We start from the raw sequence: 13,447 nt of genomic DNA, 5'->3' as shown, positions 1-13,447 counted from the left end.
GAGCTACAAGCCCCCAAAGCCATAAGGTCACGCGACCCTACAGCCCAAAGACCGTCCGCCCTCTATCCCGAATGGATAAAGAACGGCACGGGCTCGTCCATGAAAGAAAGAGAAATGAAGACGGCGGTGTCCTGCCAATGGACCTGACCGGCTTGAGGACCGGTCGGCCCTGATGTTTCCAAGAGATCCGATAGAAACTCGTGAGGAGTCTCTGAAGGATCATCCTTAGAAAGGAGGTGATCCAGCCGCAGGTTCCCCTACGGCTACCTTGTTACGACTTCACCCCAGTCGCTGATCCTACCGTGGCCGGCTGCCTCCTTGCGGTTAGCGCACCGTCTTCAGGTAAAACCAACTCCCATGGTGTGACGGGCGGTGTGTACAAGGCCCGGGAACGTATTCACCGCAGCGTGCTGATCTGCGATTACTAGCGATTCCAACTTCATGCACTCGAGTTGCAGAGTGCAATCCGAACTGAGACGGTTTTTTGAGATTTGCGAAGGATCGCTCCATTGCATCCCATTGTCACCGCCATTGTAGCACGTGTGTAGCCCAACCTGTAAGGGCCATGAGGACTTGACGTCATCCCCACCTTCCTCGCGGCTTATCACCGGCAGTCCCCTTAGAGTGCCCAACTGAATGATGGCAACTAAGGGCGAGGGTTGCGCTCGTTGCGGGACTTAACCCAACATCTCACGACACGAGCTGACGACAGCCATGCAGCACCTGTGTTCCCGCCAGCCGAACTGAAGGGTTCCATCTCTGGTACCCATACGGGACATGTCAAAGGTTGGTAAGGTTCTGCGCGTTGCTTCGAATTGAACCACATGCTCCACCGCTTGTGCGGGCCCCCGTCAATTCCTTTGAGTTTTAATCTTGCGACCGTACTCCCCAGGCGGGATGCTTAATGCGTTAGCTGCGCCACTGACAGGCAAGCCTGCCAACGGCTAGCATCCATCGTTTACGGCGTGGACTACCAGGGTATCTAATCCTGTTTGCTCCCCACGCTTTCGCACCTCAGCGTCAGTACCGGGCCAGTGAGCCGCCTTCGCCACTGGTGTTCTTGCGAATATCTACGAATTTCACCTCTACACTCGCAGTTCCACTCACCTCTCCCGGACTCGAGACTCTCAGTATCGAAGGCAGTTCTGGAGTTGAGCTCCAGGATTTCACCACCGACTTAAGAGTCCGCCTACGTGCGCTTTACGCCCAGTGATTCCGAGCAACGCTAGCCCCCTTCGTATTACCGCGGCTGCTGGCACGAAGTTAGCCGGGGCTTCTTCTGCGGGTACCGTCATTATCTTCCCCGCCGAAAGGACTTTACAACCCTAGGGCCTTCATCATCCACGCGGCATGGCTGGATCAGGCTTGCGCCCATTGTCCAATATTCCCCACTGCTGCCTCCCGTAGGAGTCTGGGCCGTGTCTCAGTCCCAGTGAGGCTGATCATCCTCTCAGACCAGCTACTGATCGTCGCCTTGGTGAGCCATTACCTCACCAACTAGCTAATCAGACGCGGGCCAATCCTTCAGCGATAAATCTTTCTCCTTACGGACGTATACGGTATTAGCCAAAGTTTCCCTTGGTTGTTCCGTACTGAAGGGCATGTTCCCACGTGTTACTCTCCCGTCTGCCGCTCCCCTTGCGGGGCGCTCGACTTGCATGTGTTAGGCCTGCCGCCAGCGTTCGCTCTGAGCCAGGATCAAACTCTCAAGTTGGATGAGATTGATCTCGGCTGATCACACGTTTTGACGAGGTCCACCCACTGATCGACCGCTCTCCGGCTTGCGCCGCAAAACGAACGTTCAGCGATGTACCTTAAACGTTGACCGCCAAAGTCTCTTCCATGACCGCTCTCTTCCAGGAAAAAGCTTGCGCCTTCTCCGTTCGAGGAAGCGGTCCGCAAGGACTCCGCCGTCCACGTTTCTCTTTCTTCCGATTCACCTGTCAAACAGCCCGGCAACCTGACGGTCACCTCTCTCTATTAGGCATATGCCCGTTAGAGAGCCGACGAAGCAGAACCCCCGACTTCTTCTCGGAGGTTCGTTCCCACACATCAGTGAGGAGCTTCGGACGCGTCAGCACGCCGGCAAGCAGCAGCGGCGCGTCCATGGCCGGGGTTATATGGCCGACGTCATGTCGTTGTCAACCGAGAAAAATTCGATTCTTTGACGAAATCGAATCCTTCGCAATTGCAGCAGTTAAGCGGGCTTTCAGGGACCGCTCCCGGCGCGAGGGGTTTCTCCCCACGCCGCACTTGAGCCACATTCATCCGACGTTCTTCACCTTAGTTGGGACCGAAGGGGAGCCCTTTCAAGCTTCGACACCGATCCGAGCCGTCACCGGTCCGTCATTGACCGGACCCCGCACGGCGCGGCATCGTACCGGCCGCGGATTCGACCCTGGCAGGGGCCGTTTTGGGGGTCGAACCGTCGGCATCCGCTTGAAGGCGCCTTCCACGAGTCGGGGGAAACGGGCTTGGACCAAGGTAGGCCGCGCACAGCACACAGGCATCGAGCGGATCCTCTGGCCGTCGACCTCGGCAACGAGCCGCCGCTTTCCGTGGACGGCACCGACAGCAACAACGTCATCGACCGCCGCCGCATCTCGGTGCAGTGGTTCTCCGGCACGATCCTCACCGGCGTCTGCGGCGCGGCCCTCATGGGCGGCGCGGTTTTCGCCTCGCTCGACGGCGAGACCAATTTCGCAACCATTCCGGAGCGGGTCGGCAGCGCGCTGCGCGGCGCGATCGGCGAGATCGGCGAGAAGCTCACCCGCAAGGCCGACCGTCTCCCGCCGGTCGGGGACTCCAACGGCTCCAAGCAGCTCATCCGCATCAGCGTCACCACCAAGGTCGGCGACCGCGAAGTGGTGCGCGTGCGTCCGTACTATCGCGTCTCGGCAAACCTCGTGCTGTCCAGCACCGAGTTCGCTTCAAGCGTGCCGCCGCTGGATTCAGCGAAGCTCCTGGCGCAAGCCGGCGCCGACGGCGTGCCGATGGATGAGCAGGCCGGGGCCGAGCCGGATGCCGAAGTTTCGTATGTGACGCGCGATCTTGCGGCCGTGCTGCCCAAGACCAGGCTTGCCGGCAACCTGCCGGCCGATGACATCCTGGCCCGCGTGCGCGACACGGCGAGCTGGGCCGGAGGCAACGGCGCCGATGGCCGGTATCAGGTGGCGAGCCTGCCGGCGGGAGCATCCGCGCAGTCGCTGGCCTACGCGCCCGCCGACGGCGGCGCCGATCCTTACGCGGGCTTCGAAACCCGGATCGTGCCGGAAAACATCACGCTGCTGCCGAAGACCGCGCCGCAGACCGGCAACGGCAACACCTGGAATGAGCGCGTCGTCACGGTGAAGAAGGGCGACAGCATCGAGACGATCCTGAAGGACGTCGGCGGCACGCCCGACGAAATCGCCGCCATCGCGTCCGCGCTCGGCCCTCGCGGCCGCAAGAACGGCCTGAAGGAAGGCCAGAAGCTTCGTATTCTCGCGTCCGCGACCGAGACCGGACGCCTGCAGCCGCTTCGCGTCATGGTGATGGGCGACAGCACGGTCGATGCGGTGGTCGCGCTCTCCGACATGGGCAAGTACGTCGCCGTCGACGTCGCCGGCATGAACACCAACGTCGCCAACCCGAACAGCAGCGGCGACGATGACGACGATGACGACGGCAAGGGCATCCGCCTCTATCAGAGCATTTACGAGACGGCGCTGCGCAACAACATTCCGAAGCCGGTCATCGAAGCGCTGATCCGCATCTACTCCTACGACGTCGATTTCCAGCACAAGACCGCGCCGGGCGACTCGTTCGACGTGCTGTATGCCGCCGACGACGACACCGCGACCTCGACCGACACCAAGAACGACGTGTTCTTCGCTTCGCTCTCGACCGGCGGCGAGCAGCGCAAGTACTACCGCTACCAGACGCCGGACGACAGCATCGTCGACTACTACGACGAGACCGGAAAGAGCGCGAAGAAGTTCCTGGTCCGCAAGCCAGTCGCGGTCGGCATCATGCGTTCGGGCTTCGGCTCGCGAAACCATCCGCTGCTCGGCTACACCAAGATGCACACCGGCGTGGACTGGGCGGCGCCGCTCGGCACCGCGATCTATGCCTCGGGCAACGGCACGGTCGAAAAGGTCGGCTGGGAATCGGGCTACGGCAAGTATGTCCGCATCAAGCACGCCAACGGCTACGAGACCGCCTACGGCCACATGACCGCCTTCGCGCGTTCGACGCAGCCGGGCGCCCGCGTGCGCCAGGGCCAGGTGATCGGCTATGTCGGCTCGACCGGCCTCTCGACCGGCCCGCACGTGCACTACGAGATCCTGGTCAACGGCCGCTTCGTCGATCCGCTGCGCGTGAAGCTGCCGCGCGGCCGCGTGCTCGACGGGCCGATGCTGGCGGCTTTCGACAAGGAGCGCGCCAAGTTCGACGCCATCGTCGAGCGGCCGACGGCGCGTGTCGCGCAGAGTCAGACCAGCGCCCAGCGCTGATTTTCAGCGCGTCATTTCGCCGTGATCGCGCTCCGCAGCGCGAGCGGCTCAGCCACCAGGCCCAGATCCTTGATGCCCGGCGTTTGGCCGGCACCGGCGGTCGCCTGGGTCGCCCCGAGCCCAACGATGCAGACTGAGCCGTAGCCGAGCAGCCGTCCAAGGATCGACTGGTTGACGTCGACGGCTGCGACCTTGTCCATGTTCATCTCAACCGTGTGCCGGTTGATGAAGCCGCGCTTGTAGATGATCCGGCGGTCGGTCACGGCGATTTCGGTGATCCAGCGCTCGAACCAAGCCACCGCGAATGACAGCACGGCCAGGACGCCGAATGCCATGACGCAAAACAGCGGCACCACGCCCAGTCCATCCGTCGCGGCCCATGGAGCGCAAACGATCGCCAGCACGGCGAACAGGATCGCGTACCGGTAGACGATCCAATGCAGGCGGCCGAGCCGGACGATCCGTTCGCCCGGCTGCAGGACGGAGGCGACGTAGCTCATGGAAAAACCTCGGCGCGCGATGGAGTCGCGCTTTCAGTTTATCAGCCCGCGCAGCTTACGCATCTCGCGCCCTCTCCTTGAGGGAGGAGAGGGCCACGCGAAAGGATCAACGCAAAAGAATGGGTGAGGGTTTCGGTCTATCGGGAGACCGTGCACCCTCACCCTTCGAGCTACAACGTGGCCCTCTCCCGCCACTAGGGCGTTCACGCCCGTCTTCGACGGGCTATGGGGAGAGGGCACAACGATAGGCAGTTACGCGGCCGCTTGCGCCACCTGCCCGTTGAAGGTGATGCCCTGCTTGTTGGCCGAGACAGCAACCTTCTCGCCGTCGTTGATCTTGCCGGACAGGATCAGCTCGGCGAGCGGGTCCTGCACCGACTTCTGGATCGCGCGCTTCAACGGACGCGCGCCGTAAGCCGGGTCGTAGCCTTTCTCGGCGAGCCAGTCGCGCGCCTTGGCGTCGAGCTTGAGCTCGATCTTGCGCTCTTCCAGCAACTTCGCCAGCCGCCGCATCTGGATGTCGACGATCGAGCCCATGTTCTCCCGCTTCAGGCGGTGGAACAGGATGATCTCGTCGATGCGGTTCAGGAACTCGGGCCTGAAGCTGGCGCGCACCTCCGCCATCACCAGATCGCGAACCGCATCGGTGTCCTGGCCTTCCGGCTGGTTCACCAGATGCTCGGCGCCGAGGTTCGACGTCATCACGATCAAGGTGTTGCGGAAGTCCACCGTGCGGCCCTGCCCGTCGGTGAGACGCCCATCGTCGAGCACTTGCAGCAGAACGTTGAACACGTCCGGATGCGCCTTCTCGACTTCGTCGAACAGCACGACCTGATAGGGCCTCCTTCGCACCGCTTCGGTCAGCGCGCCGCCCTCGTCATAGCCGACGTAGCCCGGAGGAGCGCCGATCAACCGCGCGACCGAATGCTTCTCCATGAACTCCGACATGTCGATGCGGATCATCGCCGTCTCGTCGTCGAACAGGAACTCCGCCAACGCCTTGGTCAGCTCGGTCTTGCCGACGCCGGTCGGGCCCAGGAACATGAACGAGCCGATCGGCCGGTTCGGATCCTGCAACCCTGCCCGCGCGCGGCGCACCGCGGTCGACACCGAACGCACCGCCTCGGCCTGGCCGACGACGCGTCTCGCGATCTGCTCCTCCATCTTGAGAAGCTTCTCACGCTCGCCTTCCAGCATGCGGTCGACCGGAATGCCGGTCCAGCGCGACACGACCTGCGCCACGTGGTTGGCGGTCACCGCCTCCTCGACCACGTCGGCGCTGGCGTTCTTGCCTTCGGTGGCCTTGAGCTTCTTCTCCAGGTCCGGAATGCGGCCATAGGCAAGTTCACCCGCCTTCTGGTACTCGCCGCGGCGTTGCGCATTGGCGAGCTCCGTGCGGGCCTGGTCGAGCTCGCTCTTGAGCTTCTGCGCCGCATTGAGCTTGTCGCGCTCGGCCTTCCAGCGCGCGGTCAGAGCCGCCGCCTTCTCTTCGAGCTCGGCCAGTTCCTTTTCCAGCCGTTTCAAGCGGTCCTTGGAGCCCGCGTCGGTCTCCTTCTTCAGCGCCTCCTGCTCGATCTTGAGCCGCACGATCTCACGATCGACGTTGTCGAGCTCTTCGGGCTTGGAATCGATCTGCATCTTCAGCCGCGCCGCGGCCTCGTCGACCAGGTCGATGGCCTTGTCCGGCAGGAAGCGGTCGGCGATGTAGCGGTGCGACAGCGTCGCGGCCGCGACCAGCGCGGCGTCCGCGATCCGCACGCCGTGGTGCACCTCGTACTTCTCCTTCAGGCCGCGCAGGATCGACACCGTGTCCTCGACCGAGGGCTCGTTGACGAACAGCGGCTGGAAGCGCCGCGCCAAGGCTGCGTCCTTCTCGACATGCTTGCGGTACTCGTCGAGCGTGGTCGCGCCGATGCAGTGCAGTTCGCCGCGGGCGAGCGCAGGCTTAAGCAGATTGGACGCATCCATCGCGCCGTCGGCCTTGCCGGCGCCGACGATGGTGTGCATCTCGTCGATGAACAGGATGATGCCGCCAGCCGAAGCCGTGACCTCCTGCAGCACGCCCTTCAGCCGCTCCTCGAACTCGCCGCGATATTTCGCGCCGGCGATCAGCGCGCCCATGTCGAGCGACAGCACGCGCTTGTCCTTGAGGCTGTCCGGCACGTCGCCGTTGACGATGCGCAGCGCCAGCCCCTCGACGATGGCGGTCTTGCCGACGCCCGGTTCGCCGATCAGCACCGGATTGTTCTTGGTGCGCCGCGACAGCACCTGGATGGTACGGCGGATCTCCTCGTCGCGGCCGATCACCGGATCGAGCTTGCCCGCGCGCGCGGCTTCCGTGAGATCGCGAGCGTATTTCTTCAGCGCGTCATAGGCGTTCTCGGCCGACTGGGAGTCGGCGGTGCGGCCCTTGCGCAGGGTCTCGATGGCCGAGTTGATGTTCTGCGGCGTGGCGCCGGCGCGGGCGAGGATTTTCCCCGCTTCGCTGTCCTTCTCCATCGCGATGGCGAGCAAAAGCCGCTCGACCGTGACGTAGCTGTCGCCGGCCTTCTCGGCGATCTTCTCGGCATTGTCGAACAGCCGCGCGGTCGCGGCCGCGAGATAGACCTGGCCTGAGCCCGAGCCCGAAACCTTCGGCATCTTGCCGAGCGCGTCTTCGACGCCCTTCAGGGCCTGCCGGGAATTGCCGCCGGCACGGTCGATCAGGCCCGCCGCCAACCCCTCGGGGTCGTCGAGCAGAACCTTCAGAACGTGTTCGGGCGTGAACTGCTGATGCCCCTCGCGCAAAGCAAGGGACTGCGCCGATTGCATAAAACCGCGGGCGCGGTCGGTGTACTTCTCAATGTTCATTCATTGCTCCCTTGGGCCCAAGATGCGGCACCCAGAACGCGAACCTCATGCGAGCATCCGCTGAACCCTGATATGGGAGCGAGCCTATCAGCCGAAAAGGGGGAAATCGTTGATTTCGCTCAAACTAGCAGGCCTTCCTAGCCATGCCTTTCGAGCGCGGTTAACTAGGGGCTGGAGAGGCAGATATGACCCCTGAAGCGAAAATCCAAAGCATCTACCGCTATCCGGTGAAGGGCCTGTCCCCGGAACCGATGCCGCACGCCGACCTGGCTTCGGGTCGGACCGTCGCCTGCGACCGGATGTACGCGATCGAGAACGGCCCCTCCGGCTTCGACCCGGCGAACCCGGCCTATCTGCCGAAGCAGCGCTTCCTGATGCTGATGCGGAACGCGAGGCTTGCGGAGCTGCACACCCAATTCGACGATCGGAGCCACGTGCTGACCATCCGCGCCGAGAACCGCGAAGCGGCCCGCGGCGACCTCCGGACGCCGGAGGGCCGCGCCGCCGTCGAGGGGTTCTTCGCCGAGCACTGCGCCGACGAGTTGCGCGGACCGCCGAGGGTGCTGTTCGCCGACGGCCACAGCTTCTCGGACGTGGCGAAGAAGGTGGTCTCGATCATCAATCTCGCCTCGGTGGCCGATCTGGAAAACGCCGTCGGCGCTCCGGTCCACCCGCTGCGCTTCCGCGGCAATCTCTACGTGGAAGGCTGGCCGGCCTGGCACGAATTGGACCTGGTCGGCAGCGAGGTGACCGTGGGGCCTGCCGTGCGGCTCAAGATCGTCAAGCGCATCGTGCGCTGCGCCGCCACCGAGGTCGACCCGGAAACCGGCATCCGCGACCTGCCGATCCCGAAGACGCTGATGAAGACCTACGGCCATGCCGATTGCGGCATCTACGGCGAGGTGATCGCGGACGGCACCGTCAGCGTCGGCGACCGCGTGGCGGCCTGAACGATTGGCCCGAAACGGCGAGGCCGCTCCCTTGCGTCTTTAGACGTAACGGAACGGGCATCGCCCCACCCTGTTTCCTTAGCAATTCAGGAGACAGTCCATGAGAACCTACGTCGGCCCGAACGGCCGCCTATACCGACGCGCATCCCACTCAGGCAGATGGGTCGCGGCCACAATCGTGGCTATCGCTGTCATCGGTGCAGCCATCGTCGGTCTGCCGCTGATCGCTTCAGGCTTCAGCTTGGTTGGGCTTTGATCGAAAACCCTACGGGCGTCGCAATAAGTTTGGCAAATGGCGTCGCGGAAGCATGAGTTCGCCGCCGGCGACGCAGAAAAAATTCGAATTCAATCAACAAAAGCCAGCGGCCGCGCCACGCTCTCCAGCGGCTGGCGCTCGGCGCGGACCGCAAAGCGCGCCGCGATCAGCCCGGCCGCGATCATGAGAACCGCGCCGAGCAGATAGCCGGCAAACAGGCTGGTCCGCGACCCGGTGTCGATCAGCACCCCGAACAGCAGCGGCCCAGCCACGCCGCCGATGCCGGTGCCGACCGCATAGAACACCGCGATGGCGAGCGCACGGACCTCGAGCGGAAAGGTTTCGCTCACGGTGAGATAGGCCGAGCTCGCCGCGGACGACGCAAAGAAGAAGATCACCGACCAGGCCATGGTTTGCTGCGTGGCGTCGAACACGCCGCGCTCGAACAGCATGCCGCTCACTGCCAGCAGCACGCCCGACGCGATGTAAGTGAAGGCGATCATGGCGCGCCGCCCGAGCACGTCGAACAGCCGGCCGAGCAGCAGCGGACCGAGGAAATTGCCGGCGGCGAACGGCAGGATGTACCAGCCGACCTGGCTGGACGGGATGGCGTAGAAATCGGTCAGCACCAGCGCGTAGGTGAAGAAGATCGCGTTGTAGAAGAACGCCTGCGCGGCCATCAGCGCGAGCCCGACCAGTGCGCGCGACCGGTGCCGGTGGATCAGCGTGGCGAACACCTCCGTCAGGGTCGTATGCGTGCGCGTGAGAAGCTTGACGCGCGGAAGATCGTGCGCGGGCGGCGGATTGCCGCCGAACACCCGTTGCTCGATGCCGCGCACCACACGCTCGGCCTCATGCACATGGCCGTGTGTCATCAGCCAGCGTGGGCTTTCCGGCAGCCACAACCGCATCAGGAAGATCACGAATGCCATCGCCGCGCCGACCAGAAACGCGAGCCGCCAGCCGAGATCGGGGCCAACCAGCTCGCCGTCGAGCAGCACGATCGCGGCAAACGCCCCGAGGGCTGCGCCAAGCCAGAAGCTGCCGTTGATGCAAAGATCCGTCCAGCCGCGCACGCGCGCCGGGACCAATTCCTGGATGGTCGAATTGATCGCGGCATATTCGCCGCCGATGCCCGCACCGGTGAGAAAGCGAAACAGCGCGAAGCTCCAAAGATTCCACGACGCGGCGGTCGCCGCCGTCGCGCAGAGATAAACCGCAAGCGTGATGAAGAAGAGCTTCTTGCGTCCGAGCCGGTCGGTCAGCCAGCCGAAGAACAGCGCTCCAAAAACCGCGCCGGCCAGATAGGCGCTGGCCGCGAGACCGACATCGGCATTGCTGAATTGCAGCACCGGGCTCGCCTTGAGCGCGCCGGCGAGCGAACCCGCCAGCGTGACCTCGAGACCATCGAGAATCCAGGTGATGCCGAGCGCCGCCACCACGAGGGTGTGGAACCGGCTCCACGGCAGACGATCGAGACGGGCCGGAATGTCCGTTTCGATTACCTCTTGTGCGGGAGCGGTTTGGGCAGGAACGGTGGCAGTCCGCAGGTCCATGCCCGCGAACGCGCCATAGCCGGCCTGGGTTCCTAGTTATCCGCCGACACATAGGTGACGATGCGGCTTCGCGCATACACGGCTTCTGCGACGCGGCGGCTGTAATTGCCCGAAATGATGATCGGATCGCCGTCCTTGTCGAATCCGCTGACGACACCGACATGGCCGCCACCCTTGCGGTTCATGACGGCGATGGCCCCGACCTCCGGTCCTTCCAGTTGCTTCCCGTATGACGCAAACGATTTTGCCGCGTCGGATTCCGTGCCGGGCAGGCCCACGCGCCCAAGCACGAAATTCATGAACCGGGCGCACCAGAGCGTCGCCCGCGTGGTGGGATTCGTTCCGATCCAGCGGCGCGCCTCGGCGACAATGCGCGAGCCGAGCGTGTCATCCGTCACGAGTTCGATCCCCGGATCGTCGCCGTCGTTGTGGACCATCAGCGGACGTCCGGGCAGGCCGATGTGACGATCCTCGGCATCGACGATCGGTCTTTGGCGCGCCCGCAAGCGCTGACGGATCACCACGGGGCGCGCGTCGGCGGTCTGCTCGTTTCGCTTGATGAAATGCCGCCCGGCCCGCTTCCCCGCTTGCGCTCGTTCCGACACCGGCGGCCGCGTGACGTGCGTTTCTTTCTCCGCGGACGGTGTGTTGCGGACGTTTGCCGAAGCCTGCGAGACGCCCGCGATGGTGGATGCCAGCACGAGCAATCCCGCAGCCAGTTTGACCTTCATTTCCGGAAGTCCCCCGATTCTTTGGAACATGTCCCCGCGCAATTCAGATCGCGTCGCAACGCGCAAATTCCGGTTTGGCGTGTCGTTTCAGTGATCGGATCAAGGCCGATTTGGAACGCTCCATGGCGCAAATGAGCATGCGCCATGCCATCACCGGCGAAGGGACACAGGCCGGTCCAAGTTCCTCGCGCTTTCCGCAAATCCGCCGCGAAAAGTTCCGCCGCCAAACAATCGGCAACGAAACGTGATGGATGCGTTGGAACGAAACATGAGTTGATGATCGGCGCTCGCAGGCGGCTGGTGCCCGGAACATCCGCCAGCCGATCTTCAGGCCGGCGGACGTCCCGATCCATGGCTCGCCGAGCAGATGCGCTCAGTGGCCGGGCGTCACGTAGGCGTAGATGCGCCCTCGCGAATACACCGCTTCAGCGACCCGATGGCTGTGGTTGCCCGAGATGATGATCGGGTTGCCGCGCCCATCGAAGCCGCTGACCACGCCGACATGACCGCCGCCGCGGCCGCGATGCATGACCGCGATGGCGCCGACCTTCGGTCCCGAGAGGCGATGCCCATAGGACGCAAACGACTGCGCCAGATCGGACGACGTGCCCGAAAGACCCACGCGCTTCAGCACGAAGTTCATGAAGCGCGCGCACCACAACGTTCTGCGGCTGGTCGGATTGGTGCCAAGCCAGCGCCGCGCCTCGGCGACGATCGAATTGCCCCCGCCGCTGCCGCCGATTGAAGCGATCGCGGACCCGGCCGTCTCCAGGCTCGCGACCTTCGCGCCGTCCTCATGGACGGCCACGGCCCGGATCTTGTACCGGCCCCGATGACGCTCGGCGTGCCGGTGCTCGGCGTGTTCGCGTTCCGCGTATTCGCGTTCAGCATGGCGACGCTCGGCCCGCTCGTGACGGCGCGCACTCCGCGTCCGTTCGCGCGGCTGACGCTGCGCGGCTTCACGGCGCGCATGACGGCCGCCAGCGTGGCGCCGCCCGCCGTGCTCGACATTCATCATTTCAACGCGCGGTGTGCTCGGTGCGTAGCTGCCCATCCCGAACACATGCTGCTCCGGCGTATCGGCATGCGCCGATGCCGTGAAGGCCGTGACGGATGCCAACACGAGCAGAACCGTGGTTGGTCTTGTTGTCATTCTTTGAAGTCCCCGTTTTTTTGATTGCACCCCCAGCGATGCTGCGACGCATCGCTGGGCGCGCAATCGGGGACCGAGATGGCGCGAGGATGATCAGAATGCGGCGAAAATGGAGTCCCGCGCGACGCGCATGCCAAAAACTCCACAGGCTAAGCCTTTGTGGTACCTGGAAATAAAACGTGATGGAACGATGGTGCTTGAATACGCAGTGTTTCGTGACCGCGCCGGCCCCTCGCCACGATGTCGAAGACGCACGTACCGCGCTGATGGCCATAGCGCGTCTAAGACGCGCGTAAACGCGCTGATGGCGCGGCGGTCAGCGGCGGCTGAGCAGGAACACCGCCTGCTCGCCGAACAGATTCCAGAACCACCACGGCGCGTTGAAGCGCAGCGGCCTGCCCCACGCATCGAGCGCCACGGCGCGCTCCATCTTGGCGCCCGTGACTTCGCAGAGTTCGCGGAAATCCTTGATGGTGCAGAAATGGATGTTCGGCGAATCCCACCACGCATAAGGCAGGTTGTCGGTGCGCGGCATGTGGCCGCCGAGCGCGACCTGGCTGCGAATCTTCCAGTGCCCGAAATTCGGAAACGACACGATGGCATGACGGGCAATGCGCAGCATGTGCTCCACCACGACGCGCGGCTGACGCGTCGCCTGCAGCGTCTGCGAGAGGATGACGTAGTCGAAGGCGTCGTTCGGATAATCGGCAAGGTCCGTGTCGGCGTCGCCCTGGATCACCGCCAGGCCCTTGGCGACGCATTCGTTCACGCCTTCGCGCGACAGCTCGATGCCGCGGCCGTCGACGCCGCGGCTCTCGGCGAGAATCCGCAGAAGCTCGCCGTCGCCCGCGCCGATGTCGAGCACCTTGGCGCCCGCCGCCACCATTTCGGAGACCAGCAGCAGGTCGACACGCGCGCCGCCTTGGGCACGCGCGGTGTCGGCCATGGTGAGATCATG

At 64.0% G+C, this 13,447-nt stretch carries 9 protein-coding genes, 1 tRNA gene and 1 rRNA gene (1 of these 11 running past the window's edge); 3 read left to right on the top strand and 8 right to left on the bottom strand.

The annotated features are described in order from the left end of the window. Together RHPLAN_RS06565 and RHPLAN_RS06560 are read right to left on the bottom strand one after the other, a co-directional pair. Positions 1 to 13, bottom strand: a tRNA-Ile gene (locus RHPLAN_RS06565) (it extends 64 nt beyond the left edge of the window). A gap of 216 nt (positions 14 to 229) precedes the next feature. Continuing rightward, positions 230 to 1,714: ribosomal RNA gene (locus RHPLAN_RS06560) — 16S ribosomal RNA — on the bottom strand. Positions 1,715 to 2,558: 844 nt separating this feature from the next. On the opposite strand from RHPLAN_RS06560, the gene RHPLAN_RS06555 reads away from it, so the two are divergent. Continuing rightward, on the top strand, positions 2,559 to 4,493 hold the full coding sequence (locus tag RHPLAN_RS06555; RefSeq protein WP_335341057.1) for a peptidoglycan DD-metalloendopeptidase family protein: 1,935 nt from the start codon (positions 2,559 to 2,561) through the stop codon (positions 4,491 to 4,493). Between the two features lie 11 nt (positions 4,494 to 4,504). Here the strand turns inward: RHPLAN_RS06555 and RHPLAN_RS06550 are convergent, their stop codons facing one another. Together RHPLAN_RS06550 and clpB are read right to left on the bottom strand one after the other, a co-directional pair. After that, entirely contained in the window at positions 4,505 to 4,993 is a 489-nt protein-coding gene (locus RHPLAN_RS06550) for a PH domain-containing protein (RefSeq protein WP_068015027.1), read from the bottom strand. A gap of 252 nt (positions 4,994 to 5,245) precedes the next feature. After that, positions 5,246 to 7,843 (bottom strand): ATP-dependent chaperone ClpB, encoded by a 2,598-nt coding sequence (clpB, locus tag RHPLAN_RS06545; protein ID WP_068015024.1) that lies wholly within the window; start codon positions 7,841 to 7,843, stop codon positions 5,246 to 5,248. Positions 7,844 to 8,028: 185 nt separating this feature from the next. Between clpB and RHPLAN_RS06540 the strand changes: the two genes are divergently transcribed. Beyond that, positions 8,029 to 8,793 carry an MOSC domain-containing protein gene (locus RHPLAN_RS06540; protein WP_068015021.1) on the top strand — a complete coding sequence of 255 codons (765 nt, stop codon included), beginning with the start codon at positions 8,029 to 8,031 and terminating at the stop codon, positions 8,791 to 8,793. A 345-nt stretch (positions 8,794 to 9,138) separates the two neighbouring features. Here RHPLAN_RS06540 and RHPLAN_RS06535 read toward each other — a convergent pair whose 3' ends face one another. Both RHPLAN_RS06535 and RHPLAN_RS40455 read right to left on the bottom strand, forming a co-directional pair. Continuing rightward, positions 9,139 to 10,605, bottom strand: a complete 1,467-nt coding sequence (locus RHPLAN_RS06535; protein ID WP_068015018.1) for an MFS transporter — start codon at positions 10,603 to 10,605, stop codon at positions 9,139 to 9,141. A gap of 32 nt (positions 10,606 to 10,637) precedes the next feature. After that, positions 10,638 to 11,336, bottom strand: coding sequence for a TIGR02594 family protein (locus RHPLAN_RS40455; protein ID WP_068015016.1), 699 nt, complete (start codon positions 11,334 to 11,336; stop codon positions 10,638 to 10,640). Positions 11,337 to 11,458: 122 nt separating this feature from the next. Between RHPLAN_RS40455 and RHPLAN_RS40775 the strand changes: the two genes are divergently transcribed. Beyond that, entirely contained in the window at positions 11,459 to 11,584 is a 126-nt protein-coding gene (locus RHPLAN_RS40775) for a hypothetical protein (protein WP_257730344.1), read from the top strand. A 125-nt stretch (positions 11,585 to 11,709) separates the two neighbouring features. Here RHPLAN_RS40775 and RHPLAN_RS38220 read toward each other — a convergent pair whose 3' ends face one another. Continuing rightward, on the bottom strand, positions 11,710 to 12,489 hold the full coding sequence (locus RHPLAN_RS38220) for a TIGR02594 family protein (RefSeq protein ID WP_237180063.1): 780 nt from the start codon (positions 12,487 to 12,489) through the stop codon (positions 11,710 to 11,712). Positions 12,490 to 12,805: 316 nt separating this feature from the next. After that, positions 12,806 to 13,435, bottom strand: a complete 630-nt coding sequence (gene metW / locus RHPLAN_RS06520; protein WP_068030690.1) for a methionine biosynthesis protein MetW — start codon at positions 13,433 to 13,435, stop codon at positions 12,806 to 12,808. Positions 13,436 to 13,447: the final 12 nt, after the last annotated feature.

This window comes from Rhodoplanes sp. Z2-YC6860, assembly GCF_001579845.1.
Classification (GTDB): Bacteria; Pseudomonadota; Alphaproteobacteria; order Rhizobiales; family Xanthobacteraceae; genus Z2-YC6860.
This window is presented reverse-complemented; position numbering and strand designations above follow the sequence as displayed.